The sequence below is a fragment of the Streptomyces endophyticus genome, from assembly GCF_035798155.1.
GTDB lineage: Bacteria > Actinomycetota > Actinomycetes > Streptomycetales > Streptomycetaceae > Streptomyces > Streptomyces endophyticus.
In genome coordinates, this window is record NZ_JAOZYC010000013.1 from 36,714 (window position 1) to 53,375 (window position 16,662).

15 protein-coding genes are annotated in these 16,662 nt (G+C 70.2%); 1 reads left to right on the forward strand and 14 read right to left on the reverse strand.

Translation table 11 applies throughout. The annotated features are described in order from the left end of the window. Window positions 1-120: 120 nt before the first annotated feature. From coaBC to pyrR, 12 genes are all read right to left on the reverse strand, one after another. A complete protein-coding gene (coaBC, locus tag OKJ99_RS03460; protein WP_326014222.1) occupies window positions 121-1,377 on the reverse strand; it encodes a bifunctional phosphopantothenoylcysteine decarboxylase/phosphopantothenate--cysteine ligase CoaBC in 1,257 nt (418 codons plus the stop codon). Window positions 1,378-1,435: 58 nt separating this feature from the next. Continuing rightward, window positions 1,436-1,708, reverse strand: coding sequence for a DNA-directed RNA polymerase subunit omega (gene rpoZ, locus OKJ99_RS03465; RefSeq protein WP_326014223.1), 273 nt, complete (start codon window positions 1,706-1,708; stop codon window positions 1,436-1,438). A gap of 26 nt (window positions 1,709-1,734) precedes the next feature. Further along, on the reverse strand, window positions 1,735-2,292 hold the full coding sequence (gene gmk / locus OKJ99_RS03470; protein WP_326014224.1) for a guanylate kinase: 558 nt from the start codon (window positions 2,290-2,292) through the stop codon (window positions 1,735-1,737). A gap of 72 nt (window positions 2,293-2,364) precedes the next feature. Further along, the gene (locus OKJ99_RS03475; protein ID WP_026246651.1) at window positions 2,365-2,688 is read right to left on the reverse strand and encodes an integration host factor; all 324 of its coding nucleotides are present in this window, start codon (window positions 2,686-2,688) and stop codon (window positions 2,365-2,367) included. 279 nt (window positions 2,689-2,967) lie between these two features. Continuing rightward, the gene (pyrF, locus tag OKJ99_RS03480) at window positions 2,968-3,813 is read right to left on the reverse strand and encodes an orotidine-5'-phosphate decarboxylase (protein ID WP_326014225.1); all 846 of its coding nucleotides are present in this window, start codon (window positions 3,811-3,813) and stop codon (window positions 2,968-2,970) included. Then, window positions 3,810-4,913 carry a quinone-dependent dihydroorotate dehydrogenase gene (locus OKJ99_RS03485; protein ID WP_326014227.1) on the reverse strand — a complete coding sequence of 368 codons (1,104 nt, stop codon included), beginning with the start codon at window positions 4,911-4,913 and terminating at the stop codon, window positions 3,810-3,812. The genes pyrF and OKJ99_RS03485 overlap by 4 nt, the downstream gene beginning before the upstream one ends. A gap of 87 nt (window positions 4,914-5,000) precedes the next feature. Beyond that, window positions 5,001-8,309 (reverse strand): carbamoyl-phosphate synthase large subunit, encoded by a 3,309-nt coding sequence (gene carB, locus OKJ99_RS03490; RefSeq protein WP_326014229.1) that lies wholly within the window; start codon window positions 8,307-8,309, stop codon window positions 5,001-5,003. After that, window positions 8,302-9,459 (reverse strand): glutamine-hydrolyzing carbamoyl-phosphate synthase small subunit, encoded by a 1,158-nt coding sequence (gene carA / locus OKJ99_RS03495; protein WP_326014231.1) that lies wholly within the window; start codon window positions 9,457-9,459, stop codon window positions 8,302-8,304. Before carA ends, carB begins: the two co-directional genes overlap by 8 nt. After that, window positions 9,456-10,028, reverse strand: a complete 573-nt coding sequence (locus OKJ99_RS03500; RefSeq protein ID WP_326014233.1) for a PH-like domain-containing protein — start codon at window positions 10,026-10,028, stop codon at window positions 9,456-9,458. Before OKJ99_RS03500 ends, carA begins: the two co-directional genes overlap by 4 nt. Continuing rightward, entirely contained in the window at window positions 10,025-11,314 is a 1,290-nt protein-coding gene (locus tag OKJ99_RS03505; RefSeq protein WP_326014235.1) for a dihydroorotase, read from the reverse strand. The genes OKJ99_RS03500 and OKJ99_RS03505 overlap by 4 nt, the downstream gene beginning before the upstream one ends. A gap of 2 nt (window positions 11,315-11,316) precedes the next feature. Next, on the reverse strand, window positions 11,317-12,309 hold the full coding sequence (locus OKJ99_RS03510; protein ID WP_326014236.1) for an aspartate carbamoyltransferase catalytic subunit: 993 nt from the start codon (window positions 12,307-12,309) through the stop codon (window positions 11,317-11,319). A gap of 103 nt (window positions 12,310-12,412) precedes the next feature. Further along, window positions 12,413-12,985 (reverse strand): bifunctional pyr operon transcriptional regulator/uracil phosphoribosyltransferase PyrR, encoded by a 573-nt coding sequence (gene pyrR / locus OKJ99_RS03515; protein WP_326014237.1) that lies wholly within the window; start codon window positions 12,983-12,985, stop codon window positions 12,413-12,415. A 243-nt stretch (window positions 12,986-13,228) separates the two neighbouring features. Between pyrR and bldD the strand changes: the two genes are divergently transcribed. After that, window positions 13,229-13,729, forward strand: coding sequence for a transcriptional regulator BldD (gene bldD, locus OKJ99_RS03520; protein ID WP_266721805.1), 501 nt, complete (start codon window positions 13,229-13,231; stop codon window positions 13,727-13,729). 93 nt (window positions 13,730-13,822) lie between these two features. Here bldD and OKJ99_RS03525 read toward each other — a convergent pair whose 3' ends face one another. Together OKJ99_RS03525 and OKJ99_RS03530 are read right to left on the reverse strand one after the other, a co-directional pair. Further along, window positions 13,823-15,265: a pyridoxal phosphate-dependent decarboxylase family protein gene (locus OKJ99_RS03525; protein WP_326014238.1), complete on the reverse strand. Its 1,443-nt coding sequence runs from the start codon at window positions 15,263-15,265 to the stop codon at window positions 13,823-13,825. Continuing rightward, on the reverse strand, window positions 15,262-16,650 hold the full coding sequence (locus OKJ99_RS03530; RefSeq protein WP_326014239.1) for an MFS transporter: 1,389 nt from the start codon (window positions 16,648-16,650) through the stop codon (window positions 15,262-15,264). Before OKJ99_RS03530 ends, OKJ99_RS03525 begins: the two co-directional genes overlap by 4 nt. Between the last annotated feature and the right edge of the window lie 12 nt (window positions 16,651-16,662).

Consider the following 16,662-nt stretch of genomic DNA (forward strand, 5'->3'; position numbering starts at 1 on the left):
TCGGTCTTCGGAAGGGTACTGCTCGCCCGAAATTGGCGTGTTTTCGGGGTTTCCCTGCGTCAGACGCGACGAATGTGAATTTCACGCACCGATCCGGTTTCGCGCGTGTTCGACAAAGGTTCAGTCGGCCGTCGCGGGCGCGAGGCGCCGCGCCGCCTCGTCCCAGATACGGTCGGCGAGCGCTTCCTTCGGGCCGTAGGGGACCGGCGTCTCGTGCCCGTCGGCGCCCAGGATCACGGCCTCGTTCTCCTCGGAGCCGAAGGTCTTGCGCTCCCCCACCTCGTTGACGACGAGCAGGTCACAGCCCTTTCGGGCGAGTTTGGCACGGCCGTTGGCGAGGACGTCGTCGGTCTCCGCGGCGAAGCCGACGACGACCTGCCCCGGACGGGCGCGGTCGGCGGACAGCTCGGCGAGGATGTCCGGGTTGCGGACGAGGACGATCGGCGCGGGCTCCTCACCGTCCTTCTTCTTGATCTTCCCGGTGGCGTAGGCCTCGGGGCGGAAGTCGGCGACGGCCGCGGCCATGACGACCGCGTCGGCGTCGGCGGCCGCCTTGAGGGCCGCTTCGCGCAGCTGAACGGCCGTCCCTACGTGGACGACGTCGACGCCCGCCGGATCCGGCAGGTCCGCGTTCGCGGAGAGCAGCGTGACGCGGGCGCCGCGCGCCGCCGCCGTGCGGGCGAGGGCGTAGCCCTGCTTCCCGGAGGAGCGGTTGCCGAGGAAGCGGACCGGGTCGAGGGGCTCACGGGTGCCGCCGGCGCTGACGACCACGTGGCGGCCGACGAGGTCCCGCGGGGCGTCGCCGCGCCCAAGGACCCGGCGTGCGTACTCGAAGATCTCCGCCGGGTCGGGGAAGCGGCCCTTGCCGGTGTCGACGCCCGTGAGGCGGCCGACCGCCGGCTCGATGACGAGGGCGCCGCGGCGGCGCAGCGTGGCGACGTTCTCCTGGGTGGCCGGGTGCTCCCACATCTCGGTGTGCATCGCGGGGGCGAAGACCACCGGACATCGGGCGGTGAGGAGCGTGTTCGTCAGAAGGTCGTCGGCGAGGCCGTGGGCCGCCTTGGCGAGCATGTCGGCGGTGGCCGGCGCGACGATCACCAGATCCGCGTGCTGGCCGATGCGCACGTGCGGCACCTCGTGGACCGAGTCCCAGACCTCCGTGGAGACCGGGTTGCCGGAGAGCGCCGACCAGGTCGCGGCGCCGACGAAGTGCAGCGCCGAGTCCGTCGGCACGACGCGCACGTCGTGGCCCGACTCCGTCAGTCGACGCAGCAGCTCACACGCCTTGTAGGCGGCGATTCCACCGCTGACCCCCAGTACGACCTTCGGCTTCGACGACACCGGTTCTCCCCTGACTTCGGAAACGTACGACTCCATGACACACCACAGGCCCGACAGCTGCGCTGCCGGGCCTGAAGTACCGAAACTACGAGCGTTACTGTGCCGGGCCCTCGATGGCCTCGGACGTCAGCAGACCCGCGTTGATCTCACGAAGAGCGATCGAGAGCGGCTTCTCGTGGACGTGCGTGTCCACCAGCGGGCCGACGTACTCGAGCAGGCCCTCACCGAGCTGCGAGTAGTACGCGTTGATCTGACGCGCGCGCTTGGCGGCGTAGATGACCAGGCTGTACTTCGAGTCGGTAGCCTCGAGGAGCTCATCAATCGGAGGGTTGATGATGCCCTCGGGCGCGGTGATGGTAGAGGACACTCTCTGCCTTCCGATGGGGTTAAAGATCAAAGAACTTTCATCAAGGCTAGCAGCTCACGGGCCACACCCTCGACGGAGGTGTTGACAAGCGTGGTGTCGAACTCCGACTCGGCGGCGAGCTCCACCTTGGCGGCCTCGAGACGGCGCTCGACGACCTCCGGTGCCTCCGTGCCGCGCCCGGTGAGCCGGCGGACCAGCTCCTCCCAGCTCGGCGGGGCCAGAAAGACCAGCTGCGCCTCGGGCATCGACTCCCGGACCAGGCGTGCACCCTGGAGGTCGATCTCGAGCAGCACCGGCTCCCCCGCCTCAAGGCGGTCGAGCACGGCCCGGCGCGGGGTGCCGTAGCGGTTCCCCGCGAACTCTGCCCACTCGAGGAGCTCACCGTTGGCGATCAGCTTGTCCATTTCCTCGTCGGTGACGAAGAAGTACTGGACACCGTGCTGCTCGCCGGGGCGCGGCTTGCGGGTCGTGGCCGACACCGAGAGCCAGACCTCGGGGTGTTCCTTGCGCATATGGGCGACAACCGTGCTCTTGCCGACCCCCGAGGGGCCGGAGAGCACGGTCAGCCGCGGACGTTCACTCATGCAGCGATTATTCCAGTTGTTCCGGAGTGCCCGGACCAGCCCCGGGAACCAACCCGGGGTGGCCGCGGTCACTCAGGCTCCGGTGCTGCCGAACTCGCGCTCCAGGGAGGCGATCTGATTGGAACCGAGACCGCGCACCCGGCGGGATTCGGAGATCCCGAGCCGCTCCATGATCTGCTTGGCGCGGACCTTGCCCACGCCCGGCAGGGACTCCAGGAGGGCGGAGACCTTCATCTTGCCGATGACGTCGTTCTCCTGGCCCTGCTTGATGACCTCGTGGAGGGAGGCGCCGGAGTGCTTGAGTCGATTCTTGACCTCGGCCCGCTCCCGGCGAGCCGCGGCGGCCTTTTCGAGCGCGGCTGCGCGCTGTTCAGGGGTAAGGGGCGGAAGAGCCACGCCTACGTCACCTCGGATGTCGAACTGTCGGATACGGACCGGTGAGGAACCTAGTCGCCCCACACCTGGGGAGCAACGAACAACCCGCTGGCGTGCAGTTGGCCGTTGACTCTCGACGGAGACTAGCGGGCATGGCCGCCAGAGTCAGCGAGAACAGACGAAAAGTCCTGGTCAGCCTCTGCCGAGCCGTACATTCTGGACAAATCGACCGGTAAACAGGACAGGATTCGGACGCAAAACCCAAGGTCGGCACGGAGTGCCACCCCTAAACCTCTCGCGTCAGGCCCCCGCGACGGCCTCGCGCACCTCGTCCGCGAACCGCACGGAGGCGTCCCGAAGGGCGGCGACCGAGGGTCCCGCCTTGAGAACTCCACGGCTCACATTCGGTACGACATTGCGCACGGCGGAGCCGAACACCGACGGGAGATCGGCCGCCGTGGCACCCTGCGCCCCGATGCCGGGGGCGAGGAGCGGACCGTTGATGTCGAGCTCGTAGGAGGACAGATCGCCGAGCGTCGCGCCGACCACGGCTCCGAAGGAGCCCATGGGGTGCTCCCCCGCGTTCTCCTGCGCGAGGTGCGCGAGCATCGTCGCTCCTACGTTGCGGCCGTCGGCGCGGACCGCGTGCTGGACCTCGCCGCCCTCGGGGTTCGAGGTGAGCGCGAGCACGAAGAGGCCGGCTCCGGACTCGCGGGCCAGGTCCACGGCGGGCTTCAGGGACCCGTAGCCCAGGTACGGCGAGACGGTCAGGGCGTCCGAGAACAGCGGGGAGTCCTTGTGCAGGAAGGTCTCCGCGTACGCGGCCATGGTGGAGCCGATGTCGCCGCGCTTGGCGTCCATGACGACGAGGGTCCCGGCGGCGCGCAGGTCCGCCACGGCCCGCTCCAGGACGGCGACGCCCCGCGAGCCGAACCGCTCGAAGAACGCCATCTGCGGCTTGACCACGGCGACCGTGTCGGCCAGCGCGTCGACGCACGCGCGCGTGAAGGTCTCCAGGCCCTTGATGTCGTCGTTCAGGCCCCAGGAGGACAGCAGGGCCGCGTGCGGGTCGATGCCGACGCAGAGCGGGCCCCGCTCGTCCATGACACGGCGCAGGCGGGCGCCGAAGGGCTCCATGACTGTCATGCGGAAACCTTCTTCGCATCGGCGCCGATCGCGTCGGCGAGCGTGGCGTACGGGGAGTCGCGCAGGCGGGCGGCGAGGCCCTTGTGGATCGCGCGGGCGTAACAGGGGCCTTCGTAGATGAAGGCCGAGTAGCCCTGGATGAGCGTGGCACCGGCGAGGATGCGCCGCCAGGCGTCCTCGGCGTTCTCGATGCCGCCGACGCCCACGAGTGTGATCCGGTCGCCCACGCGCGCGTACAGACGCCTCAGGACCTCCAGGGAGCGGTCCTTGAGGGGCGCGCCGGACAGCCCGCCGGTCTCGTTCACGACGTCGCCCTTGGTGGCGAGGCCCTCGCGGGTGATCGTCGTGTTCGTGGCGATGATGCCGTCGAGGCCGAGCTCCACGGCCAGGTCGGCGACCGCGTCGATGTCCGCGTCGGCGAGGTCGGGCGCGATCTTCACGAGGAGCGGGACACGGCGCGACGTGACCGTGCGGTCGGCCGCCTCGCGCACGGCGCTCAGGAGCGGCCGCAGCGCCTCCGTGGCCTGGAGGTTGCGCAGCCCCGGCGTGTTCGGCGAGGACACGTTCACGACGAGGTAGTCGGCGAACGCGGCGAGCCGCTCGGTGGACTTCACGTAGTCGCCGGCGGCCTCGTCCTCCGGCACCACCTTGGTCTTGCCGATGTTCACGCCGACCGTGGTCCTGAAGACCGGGTTGCGGGAGGCCAGACGGGCCGCCACGGCCAGCGAGCCCTCGTTGTTGAAGCCCATGCGGTTGATGAGCGCGCGGTCCTGCACGAGGCGGAACAGCCGCTTCTTGGGGTTGCCCGGCTGGGCCTCGCCCGTCACGGTGCCGATCTCGACATGGTCGAAGCCGAGCATCGACATGCCGTCGATCGCGACGGCGTTCTTGTCGAAGCCGGCGGCGAGCCCGAAGGGGCCGTGCATGCGCAGACCCAGCGCCTCCGTACGCAGCTCCTTGTGGCGCGGCGCGAAGTACGCGGCTACGAAGGTGCGCAGAACAGGTGTGCGGGCCGCGAGGCGGATCCAGCGGAAGGCCAGGTAGTGGGCCTTCTCGGGGTCCATGCGCTTGAAGACGAGGTTGAAGAACAGCTTGTACATGCCTGAAGTCCTATAGGTCTTCATGAGGCGGTGGCCTCATGAAGAGGGGGACACCTTGTGGTGTCCCCCTCTTGGGCTGCTGGATCCTTAGTCGCGGGCCGCCGTCAGGTGCTCCGCGTGTTCCTGCAGTGAGCGCACGCCCACGTCGCCGTGGCCCAGCGCCTCGATGCCCTGGACGGCCGCGGCGAGCGCCTGGACCGTGGTCAGGCACGGCACGGAGCGGGAGACCGCCGCCGTCCGGATGTCGTAGCCGTCGAGGCGGCCGCCGGTGCCGTACGGGGTGTTGACGATCAGGTCGACGTCGCCGTCGTGGATCAGCTGGACGATCGTCTTCTCGCCGTTCGGGCCCTCGCCCTCGGACTGCTTGCGCACGACCGTGGCGTTGATGCCGTTGCGCTTGAGGACCTCGGCGGTGCCGGAGGTGGCGAGCAGCTCGAAGCCGTGGGCCACCAGCTCGCGCGCCGGGAAGATCATCGAGCGCTTGTCGCGGTTGGCGACGGAGATGAACGCCCGGCCCTTCGTCGGCAGCGGACCGTAGGCGCCCGCCTGCGACTTGGCGTACGCCGTGCCGAAGACGGAGTCGATGCCCATGACCTCGCCGGTGGAGCGCATCTCCGGGCCGAGGACCGTGTCGACGCCGCGGCCGTGGATGTCGCGGAAGCGCGACCACGGCATGACGGCCTCCTTGACGGAGATCGGCGCGTCCATCGGCAGCGTGCCGCCGTCGCCGGTCTTCGGGAGCAGGCCCTCGGCGCGCAGCTCGGCGACGGTGGCGCCCAGCGAGATGCGGGCGGCGGCCTTCGCGAGCGGCACCGCGGTCGCCTTCGAGGTGAAGGGGACCGTGCGGGAGGCGCGCGGGTTGGCCTCCAGGACGTAGAGGATGTCACCCGCCATGGCGAACTGGATGTTGATGAGTCCGCGCACGCCGACGCCCTTGGCGATGCCCTCCGTAGAGGCGCGCAGGCGCTTGATGTCGTAGCCGCCGAGCGTGATCGGGGGCAGGGCGCACGCCGAGTCGCCGGAGTGGATGCCGGCCTCCTCGATGTGCTCCATGACGCCGCCGAGGTAGAGCTCCTCGCCGTCGTACAGGGCGTCGACGTCGATCTCGATGGCGTCGTCGAGGAAGCGGTCGACCAGGACCGGGCGCGACGGGCTGATCTCGGTGGACTCCTCGATGTACGAGGACAGGCGGGTCTCGTCGTAGACGATCTCCATGCCGCGGCCGCCGAGCACGTACGACGGGCGGACGAGGACCGGGTAGCCGATCTCGTCGGCGATTGCCTTCGCTTCCGCGAACGTCGTGGCGGTGCCGTGCTTCGGGGCCGGGAGGCCCGCTTCGGCGAGCACGCGGCCGAACGCGCCGCGGTCCTCGGCGGCGTGGATCGCCTCCGGGGGTGTGCCGACGACGGGCACGCCGTTGTCCTTGAGCGCCTGCGCGAGGCCCAGCGGGGTCTGGCCGCCGAGCTGCACGATGACGCCCGCGATCGGGCCCGCGAGCGACTCCGCGTGGACGATCTCCAGGACGTCCTCGAGGGTCAGCGGCTCGAAGTAGAGGCGGTCGGACGTGTCGTAGTCCGTGGAGACCGTCTCCGGGTTGCAGTTGACCATCACGGTCTCGTAGCCCGCGTCGCTGAGCGCGAAGGAGGCGTGGACGCAGGAGTAGTCGAACTCGATGCCCTGGCCGATGCGGTTCGGGCCGGAGCCGAGGATGATCACGGCGGGCTTCTCGCGCGGCGCGACCTCGCTCTCCTCGTCGTACGAGGAGTAGAAGTACGGCGTCTTGGCGGCGAACTCGGCGGCGCAGGTGTCGACCGTCTTGTAGACCGGGCGGACGCCGAGGGCGTGCCTGACCTCGCGGACGACGTCCTGGCGCAGGCCGCGGATCTCGGCGATCTGGTGGTCCGAGAAGCCGTGCCGCTTGGCCTCGGCGATCAGCTCACGCGTCAGCTCGGGGGCGGCGGCGAGCTCGTCGGCGACCTCCTTGATGAGGAAGAGCTGGTCCACGAACCACGGGTCGATCTTCGTGTAGTCGAAGATCTCCTCGGGCGTGGCACCGGCGCGGATCGCCTCCATGACGGTGTTGATGCGGCCGTCGGTGGGGCGCACGGCCTCTTCGAGGAGGGCGGTCTTGTCGCCGGTCTCGCCGACGAAGGTGAACTGCGAGCCCGCCTTCTCCAGGGAGCGCAGCGCCTTCTGGAACGCCTCCGTGAAGTTGCGACCGATGGCCATGGCCTCGCCGACCGACTTCATGGTCGTGGTCAGCGTGGAGTCGGCGCTCGGGAACTTCTCGAAGGCGAAGCGCGGGGCCTTCACGACCACGTAGTCGAGCGTCGGCTCGAAGGAGGCCGGCGTCTTCTCGGTGATGTCGTTCGGGATCTCGTCCAGCGTGTAGCCGACGGCCAGCTTGGCGGCGATCTTCGCGATCGGGAAGCCGGTGGCCTTGGAGGCGAGGGCGGACGAGCGCGAGACGCGCGGGTTCATCTCGATGACGATGACGCGGCCGTCTTCGGGGTTGATCGCGAACTGGATGTTGCAGCCGCCGGTGTCGACGCCGACCTCGCGGATGATCGCGATGCCGATGTCGCGCAGCCGCTGGTACTCGCGGTCGGTGAGGGTCATCGACGGGGCGACGGTGATCGAGTCACCGGTGTGCACGCCCATCGGGTCGAAGTTCTCGATGGAGCAGACGACCACGACGTTGTCGTTCTTGTCGCGCATCAGCTCCAGCTCGTACTCCTTCCAGCCGAGGATGGACTCCTCCAGGAGCACCTCGGTGGTCGGCGAGAGCGTGAGGCCCTGACCCGCGATGCGGCGCAGCTCCTCCTCGTCGTGCGCGAAGCCGGAGCCCGCGCCGCCCATGGTGAAGGAGGGGCGGACGACCACGGGGTAGCCGCCCAGCTCGTCGACGCCCTTGAGCACGTCGTCCATGGTGTGGCAGATGTACGAGCGCGCGGACTCGCCGTGCCCGATCTTCTTGTTGACTTCCTCGACGACGCCCTTGAAGAGGTCGCGGTCCTCGCCCTTGTTGATCGCCTCGACGTTGGCGCCGATCAGCTCGACGCCGTACTTCTCGAGGACGCCCTGGTCGTGCATCGAGATCGCGGTGTTGAGCGCGGTCTGGCCGCCGAGGGTCGGCAGGAGCGCGTCGGGGCGCTCCTTGGCGATGATCTTCTCGACGAACTCGGGGGTGATCGGCTCGACGTACGTGGCGTCGGCGATCTCCGGGTCGGTCATGATCGTCGCCGGGTTGGAGTTGACCAGGATGACCCGCAGGCCCTCCTGCTTCAGCACCCGGCAGGCCTGGGTGCCGGAGTAGTCGAACTCCGCGGCCTGGCCGATGACGATCGGGCCCGAGCCGATGACGAGTACGGAATTCAGGTCATTGCGCTTAGGCACGGGCGGACTCCATCAGAACTGTGCTCATCAAAGAGGTGAAGCGGTCGAACAGGTACGCGGCGTCGTGCGGACCGGCCGCCGCTTCGGGGTGGTACTGGACGGAGAAGCCCGGCTGGTCGAGCAGCTGGAGCCCCTCCACGACGTCGTCGTTGAGGCACACGTGGGAGACCTCGACGCGGCCGAACCTGGTGTCGCTCACCTTGTCCAGCGGCGCGTCCACGGCGAAGCCGTGGTTGTGGGCGGTGACCTCGACCTTGCCGGTGGTGCGGTCCTGCACCGGCTGGTTGATGCCGCGGTGGCCGTACTTCAGCTTGAACGTGCCGAAGCCGAGCGCGCGGCCGAGGATCTGGTTGCCGAAGCAGATGCCGAACAGCGGCGTCTTCCGCTCCAGGACGGCGGTCATCAGCGCGACCGGGCCCTCGGCGGTGGCCGGGTCGCCCGGGCCGTTGGAGAAGAACACACCGTCGGGGTTGACGGCGTACACGTCGTCGACGGACGCGGTGGCCGGCAGTACGTGCACCTCGATGCCGCGCTCGGCCATCCGGTGCGGGGTCATGCCCTTGATGCCGAGGTCGATGGCGGCGACGGTGAACTTCTTCTCACCGATCGCCGGGACGACGTAGGCCTCCTTGGTGGCGACCTCCTCGTACAGGCTCAGGCCCTTCATCGCGGGCTGCGCCTGCACGCGGGAGACGAGCTCGGCGTCGGCCGGGAGCGTCTCGCCGGAGAAGATCCCGGAGCGCATGGAGCCGCTCTCGCGCAGGTGGCGGGTGAGGGCACGGGTGTCGATGCCGGAGATGCCGACGATGCCCTGCGCGACCAGCTCGTCGTCCAGGCTGCGCGTGGCGCGCCAGTTGGACGGCACGCGCGCGGGGTCGCGCACGACGTAGCCGGAGACCCAGATGCGCTTCGACTCGTCGTCCTCGTCGTTCCAGCCCGTGTTGCCGATCTGCGGGGCGGTCGCGACCACGATCTGGCGGTCGTACGACGGGTCGGTGAGGGTCTCCTGGTAGCCGGTCATGCCGGTGGAGAACACGGCCTCGCCGAAGGTCTCCCCCACGGCCCCGTAGGCGCGGCCGCGGAACACCCGGCCGTCCTCCAGGACGAGCACGGCGGGAACCTTCTCAGTTCCCCTGGTGGAGGTGGTCATCGTGCGGTGCCTTCCGTCGTGTTGATCATGTCGTTCAGGGTGGTGACCCACTCCGCCTGCTCGGCGGCGTGGTCGGAGCGGAATCCGGAGTCGATCAGCTTGTCGCCGTGCGCCCAGGTGACGATGAGCAGGCCGCCCTCCGTGAGGACCTTGCCGGCGATTCCCTTGTCGAGCCGGGCCTCGCGCAGCGCCTCCGCCGGGACGAAGAAGTCGTTCGCTCCGGGGCGTACGGCGGTCAGACCCGCGTCGGTGAGCGTCAGCTCGACGCGGCTGCGGGTGCCGAGGCCGTGCGCCACGATGCGGTCGAGCCACTGCCCGGCGCTGGTGGAGCCGTGGTACCGGCCGCTCAGCTCCAGTTTCACCGGGCCCTGCTCGGTCGGCGCGTCGGGCAGCGGCGGCAGGTCACCCTGCAGGGTGCCGCGCCACTTCCAGCCCTGACGCATCAGCCAGTAGACGAGCGCGATGAACAGCAGCAGACCGACGATCCAGCCGATCCTGTTCGGCCAGTCCGTCACGTCCGCCGACTTCTGTTCGGCGGCGAGGACAGCGAGTGGTTGCAGAGGTGTCACGCGAGCTTCCCGTCGGCGAGGGTGGCCTTGCCCCGCAGCCAGGTGTGGGTGACGCGCCCCGGCAGCTCACGGCCCTCGTACGGGGTGTTGCGGCTGCGGGAGGCGAAGCCCGCGGGGTCCACGTCACCACGGTAGTCGGCGTCGACCAGAACCAGGTTCGCGGGCTCACCTGCCGAGACGGGACGTCCATGGCCGTGGGCCTGCCCGATCTCGGCGGGCTTCACGGACATCCGGTCGGCGACCCCGGCCCAGCTCAGCAGGCCCGTCTCGACCATGGTCTGCTGCACCACGCTCAGCGCGGTCTCCAGGCCCACCATGCCCATGGCGGCGGCGGCCCACTCGCAGTCCTTGTCCTCCTCCGGGTGCGGGGCGTGGTCGGTGGCGACGATGTCGATCGTGCCGTCGGCCAGCGCCTCGCGCAGCGCCATGACGTCCTTCTCGGTGCGCAGCGGGGGGTTGACCTTGTAGACCGGGTTGTACGAGCGCACCATCTCGTCGGTGAGGAGCAGGTGGTGCGGGGTGACCTCGGCGGTGACGTCGATGCCGCGGGACTTGGCCCAGCGGATGATCTCGACGGAACCGGCGGTCGACAGGTGGCAGATGTGCACGCGGGAGCCGACGTGCTCGGCGAGCAGCACGTCGCGGGCGATGACCGACTCCTCGGCGACGGCGGGCCAGCCGCCGAGGCCCAGCTCGGCGGAGACGGTGCCCTCGTTCATCTGGGCGCCCTCGGTGAGGCGGGGCTCCTGCGCGTGCTGCGCGACGACGCCGCCGAAGGCCTTCACGTACTCCAGGGCGCGGCGCATGATCACGGCGTCGTGGACGCACTTGCCGTCGTCGGAGAAGACGGTGACGCCGGCGGCGGACTCGTGCATGGCGCCCAGCTCGGCGAGCTTGACGCCCTCCAGGCCGACGGTGACGGCGCCGATGGGCTGCACGTCGCAGTAGCCGTGCTCCTGGCCGAGCCGGTAGACCTGCTCGACGACACCGGCGGTGTCGGCGACCGGGAAGGTGTTGGCCATGGCGAACACGTTCGTGTAGCCACCGGAGGCGGCGGCGCGGGTGCCGGTGAGGACGGTCTCGGAGTCCTCGCGGCCGGGCTCGCGCAGGTGGGTGTGGAGGTCGACGAGGCCCGGCAGAAGGACCTTGCCCTCGGCCTCGACGACGGTCTCGACGCCCTCGGCGCTCAGCCCGGTCCCGACCTCGGCGATCACGCCGCCGTCGATCAGGACGTCCTGCGGCTCGCCGCCGAGCACCTTCGCACCACGGATCAGGGTCTTGCTCATGATTACTTGCTCTCCTCGGAACCAGTGGTGGGGCGGGTGTGGCTGACGGCGGGCTCGTTGCCGCCGAGAAGCAGGTACAGGACGGCCATCCGCGTGTGCACGCCGTTGGCGACCTGCTCGATGACCGTGCAGCGGTCGGAGTCCGCGACCTCGGCGGTGATCTCCATGCCGCGGACCATCGGCCCCGGGTGCATCACGATGGAGTGCTCCGGCATCCTCGCCATGCGGTCGCCGTCGAGCCCGTAGCGGCGCGAGTACTCGCGCTCGGTCGGGAAGAACGCGGCGTTCATCCGCTCCCGCTGCACGCGCAGCATCATCACGGCGTCGGACTTGGTGAGCGTGGAGTCCAGGTCGTACGACACCTCGCACGGCCAGCTCTCGACGCCGACCGGCACCAGGGTGGGCGGCGCGACGACGGTGACCTCGGCGCCGAGCGTGTGCAGCAGGTCGACGTTCGAGCGGGCGACGCGGCTGTGCAGCACGTCGCCGACGATCGTGACGCGCTTGCCGTCGAGGCCCCGGCCGATCCCGGCGTCCTTGCCGACGAGCCGGCGGCGCATCGTGAAGGCGTCGAGCAGCGCCTGCGTGGGGTGCTGATGGGTGCCGTCGCCGGCGTTGATGACCGGCGCGTCGATCCAGCCGGAGGTGGCGAGCCGGTACGGGGCGCCGGACGCGCCGTGCCGGATGACGACGGCGTCGACGCCCATGGCCTCAAGGGTCTGGGCGGTGTCCTTGAGGGACTCGCCCTTGGAGACGCTCGACCCCTTGGCGGCGAAGTTGATGACGTCGGCGGACAGGCGCTTCTCGGCGGCCTCGAACGAGATCCGCGTACGCGTCGAGTCCTCGAAGAACAGGTTGCAGATGGTCCGGCCGCGCAGCGCGGGCAGCTTCTTGATGGGCCGGTCGGCGACGCGGGCCATCTCCTCGGCGGTGTCGAGGATGAGTACGGCATCGTCGCGGGAGAGGTCGGCGGCCGAGATGAGGTGTCGCATCATCTGGGGTGCTCCGTAAGGCAGTTCAGGAGATTCAGGACATACGGGCGCGCGAGGGCACACCTGTCGGGCCGTGCGCGGGCGCGCGCACGACAGTGAAGGGGTGCTACTGCTCGGCCGCCTGGGCGTCCGGCTTGGCACCGAGCAGCACGGCGTCGCGGCCGTCCTCCTCGGCGAGCTGGACCTTGACCGTCTCCCGCAGCGACGTGGGGAGGTTCTTGCCGACGTAGTCGGCACGGATGGGAAGTTCGCGGTGGCCGCGGTCGACGAGGACCGCGAGCTGCACGGCACGCGGGCGCCCGATGTCGTTCAGGGCGTCGAGGGCGGCGCGGATGGTACGGCCGGAGAAGAGCACGTCGTCGACGAGGACGACGAGGCGGCCGTCGATGCCGTCACCCGGGATCTCGGTGCGGGCGAGCGCGCGCGGCGGGTGCATGCGCAGGTCGTCGCGGTACATCGTGATGTCGAGCGAGCCGACGGGGATGGCGCGGCCGGTGACCTCTTCGAGCTTCTCGGCCAGTCGGCGGGCGAGGAAGACGCCTCGCGTGGGAATGCCCAGGAGAACCACGTCCTCGGCACCCTTGGCGCGCTCGACGATCTCGTGGGCGATGCGGGTCAGTACCCGCGCGATGTCAGGGCCTTCGAGTACCGGCCGGGCATCGGAATGCTGTGTGTCCATACGAAACGGACCCCCTTCTCCGCCTCACGGGACGGACCTTAAAGGACGTCGGATTTGCGTCGTCAACACTACCAGCCTCCACAACATCGCTGATCACCCGCCTGGAGGTGCGAGAGCGACGAATTCACGAGAAGGTCGGTACGGACCATTCGGCTTGACGCGGCCAAGTAACGCTGCGTAACCTCACAGTGAGTTACAGCCACGCGGCGCAGCCGCTTAGTGATGCAGTGTCCGGGGAGCTATATGTCCAGCGAATACGCCAAACAGCTCGGGGCCAAGCTCCGCGCGATCCGTACCCAGCAGGGCCTTTCCCTCCACGGTGTCGAGGAAAAGTCCCAGGGACGCTGGAAGGCGGTCGTGGTGGGGTCGTACGAGCGCGGCGACCGTGCCGTGACCGTGCAGCGCCTCGCCGAACTGGCGGACTTCTACGGCGTGCCGGTGCAGGAGTTGCTGCCGGGCACCACCCCGGGTGGCGCCGCCGAGCCGCCGCCGAAGCTGCGCCTCGACCTGGAGCGGCTGGCCCACGTGCCGCCGGAGAAGGCGGGCCCGCTGCAGCGTTACGCCGCCACGATCCAGTCGCAGCGCGGTGACTACAACGGCAAGGTGCTGTCGATCCGCCAGGACGACCTGCGCACCCTCGCCGTCATCTACGACCAGTCGCCCTCGGTCCTGACCGAGCAGCTGATCAGCTGGGGCGTGCTCGACGCGGACGCACGTCGCGCGGTGGCGCACGACGACGTCTGATCCCGCCACACCCAGCAGAAACGTCACAGCCCTGAGGGGGCGGAGCGATTGGGCTCCGCCCCCTCAGGTGTCCCCGGGCCTCGTTGCTGTCCCTCAGGTCCGGAAGAGCCGCCCGATGACCTCGGGCAGCAGGCGGGCGCTCAGCCTCGGCGGGAGCTCTTGGAGCACCGCGAGCACGGGCGCCATCCGCTCCGGCAGCCGACCGCCCTCCCCCACCCCGGCGAGCGCGAGCGCGATCTCGACCTCCTGCGGGGTCAGCGCGTCCGGATCCAGTGTGGCCGCGGCCTCGACGACCTCGGGATCCACCCGAACGGGCCCCAGCTCACGAGCCCGTTCCACCGCTTTCTCCAGTTCGGTGAGGAGCAGCCGTGCCGTCTCCGGTTGCGCCACCGCCGCGGTCACTGTCAGATGCAGCGTGGCCGGTGAGGCCCCGAAGGCCGGCTGCGGCTGCAGATACCAGCCGCTCCCCCGCAGCTCGTCCGCCACCACGAAGACATCGATGTCCGGGTCGTCGGAGGCGACAGCGATCAGGGAAGCCTCGGGCCGCGCGGCGAGCCGCAGACCTTCGATCCGTTCGACACCGTCAGCGAGCACGCGGGTCGTCCGGTGTACGCGCGTCGACAGCACCGCGTAACCTCCGGCGCCGACGCGCTCCGTCACCGCCCAGGCCGCCGCGAGGGGCCCGGCCGACTTGGTGCCCTGGAGCGTGGAGTTGACCACGGGGTAGCCGGGCCAGGCGGCGTGCGCGAACCAGCCGTGCCGGCGCAGCCCCGCGTCGCGGAACAGCAGCAGCGAGGCACCCTTCGCCGTGTACGCGTATTTGTGCAGGTCGACGGAGAGCGACGTCACGCCGGGGACAGACAGGTCGAACTCCGGGACGCCCGGTACGTCCTGCCCCTGCCGCGCGGCGTGCCGCAGATGCCCGAGGTACCACCCGCCGATGCACGCATCGACGTGGCACAGCACCCCACGCCGCTCCGCCTCCCGTGCCACCTCGACGACCGGGTCGATGACTCCGTGCGCGTACGAGGGGGCGGAGACGACGACCAGGGCGGTGCGGTCGGAGATCGCCGCGGCCATGTCGGCCGGGCGCACCTTGAAGGTGTCCGGGTCGACGGGGACGTTCACCACGCGCAGCCCGAAGAGCTCGGCGGCCTTGTGGAAAGCGGCGTGCGCCGTCTCCGGCAGCACGAGTTCGGGCTCGGTCACCCCGCGCTCCTTGCGGGCGTACTGACGCGCGGTCAGGACGGCGAGCAGACAGCTCTCGGTGCCGCCGCTGGTGAACGTGCCCGCACCGCCGCCGAGCAGCGCGGTGGCGCGCCGCACCAGGTCGTTCTCCAGCTCCACGACGCTCGGGAACGCTGTCATGTCGAGCCCGTTGACCCCGGCGAAGGCGGCCTGCGCGGCGTTCGCGAGTTCGTCGAGCCCTTCGAGGCCGGAGTCGTAGACGTACGCCATGGTGCGCCCGCCGTGTACCGGCAGGTCACCCGCGCGCAGTGCGGTCAGCCGCGCCAGTATCGGGTCGTCGGTCGTCATGCGGACTCCTCGTCTCGCTGGGTGGGCTCTTGGTGCTCGCCTGGCGCGAAGGACGCGTCGAAGTCGGCGCGCAGGCGGATCAGTTCGGACTCGGTGAGGCGGTACCTCGCCAACAGCGGAAGGCTCAGGGCGAGCAGCAGGGCGGGCAGCGCGCCGAAGCCGATGATGATCGCGGTCAGCGCCGAGCCGGGCTGCGTGACCCGGTCGGTGGCGTCGGACGAGACGAACCCGCCGAGCGCGAGGACGAGGCCGAACAGGCCGGGGCCCAGGGCGAGTCCGAGTGTCTCGCCGGCGGTCCACAGGCCGGTGAGGACGCCGGCTCTGCGCCGCCCGCTGGTGTAGGCGTCGGCGGCGATCGCGTCGCCGAGCATCGCGAGCGGCAGCATCTGCATGCCCGCGTACCCGATGCCGGCCACGGCCACGGCCGCGTAGATCAGCGCCGTCGGCAGTTCACGTCCCGCGGCGGCGCCGAGCGCCCCCAGCAGAAAGCACACGGAGGCCCCGAGTGCCGCGTTCCGCTTTCCCGTTCGCCGGCCCATGGCCAGCCACAGGGGCATCGCGAGGAGGGACGGCACGATGAGGCAGGCGAACAGCACGGTGGTGGCGCCCGGCCGGCCGAGGATGTACGTCGCGAAGTACTGGGTGCCGGCGAGCATCAGGCCGGACGCGGCGGCCTGCACGACGTACGCGCCGAACAGCCATCCGAAGGGTGCGTTGCCCCGGGCGGCGCGCAGCTGCGCGCGCAGGCCGGCCTCGCTCGTTGTCCGGACGACGCTGCGCGTTCCGGCCGTCGCGCACACGGCGGCCAGCATCCCGGCGGCGAGCAGCGCACCGATCACCACACCCATCAGCCGGTAGCCGCCCGCGTCGGCGAGCACCGGGGCGACGGATCCGGACAGCAGGATGGCCACGGCGAGGAAGGCGACGCGCCAGGCCATGACGCGGGCCCGTTCGTCCGGGTCCGCCGTGAGTTCCGCGGGCAGCGCGACGTACGGGACCTGGAAGCAGGCGTACGCGGAGGCGCTGAGCAGGAACAGGGCGGCCACGTACGTGGCGGCGGGCCCGCCTTCGAGGCCCGCGGGCGCCGCGAACATGCCCGCGAAGCAGACCGGCAGGGTGAGCGCGCCGAGCAGCATCCAGGAGCGGCGCGGGCCCAGGCGTGATCGGGTGCTGCGGTCGGAGCGTGCGCCGACCCACGGGTTGAACAGCACGTCCCACGCCTTGGGCAGGAAGACGAGCAGCCCGGCCAGGCCTGCCCCGATGCCGAGCACGTCGGTCAGGTAGTACAGCAGCAACAGGCCCGGGACCGTGCCGAAGGTGCCGGTGGCGAAGGAGCCGAGCCCGTAGCCGATGCGCACGCGCGCGGGGAGGCCTGTCGGTGACATGACCAGAACTTA

Coding starts and splice junctions, on each gene's coding strand:
- coaBC (WP_326014222.1), bottom strand. CDS start 1,377: ATGGAGTCGTACGTTTCCGAAGTCAGGGGAGAACCGGTGTCGTCGAAG.
- gmk (WP_326014224.1), bottom strand. CDS start 2,292: ATGAGTGAACGTCCGCGGCTGACCGTGCTCTCCGGCCCCTCGGGGGTC.
- pyrF (WP_326014225.1), bottom strand. CDS start 3,813: ATGACAGTCATGGAGCCCTTCGGCGCCCGCCTGCGCCGTGTCATGGAC.
- OKJ99_RS03485 (WP_326014227.1), bottom strand. CDS start 4,913: ATGTACAAGCTGTTCTTCAACCTCGTCTTCAAGCGCATGGACCCCGAG.
- carA (WP_326014231.1), bottom strand. CDS start 9,459: ATGACCACCTCCACCAGGGGAACTGAGAAGGTTCCCGCCGTGCTCGTC.
- OKJ99_RS03505 (WP_326014235.1), bottom strand. CDS start 11,314: ATGAGCAAGACCCTGATCCGTGGTGCGAAGGTGCTCGGCGGCGAGCCG.
- OKJ99_RS03510 (WP_326014236.1), bottom strand. CDS start 12,309: ATGATGCGACACCTCATCTCGGCCGCCGACCTCTCCCGCGACGATGCC.
- pyrR (WP_326014237.1), bottom strand. CDS start 12,985: ATGGACACACAGCATTCCGATGCCCGGCCGGTACTCGAAGGCCCTGAC.
- bldD (WP_266721805.1), top strand. CDS start 13,229: ATGTCCAGCGAATACGCCAAACAGCTCGGGGCCAAGCTCCGCGCGATC.
- OKJ99_RS03525 (WP_326014238.1), bottom strand. CDS start 15,265: ATGACGACCGACGACCCGATACTGGCGCGGCTGACCGCACTGCGCGCG.
- OKJ99_RS03530 (WP_326014239.1), bottom strand. CDS start 16,650: ATGTCACCGACAGGCCTCCCCGCGCGCGTGCGCATCGGCTACGGGCTC.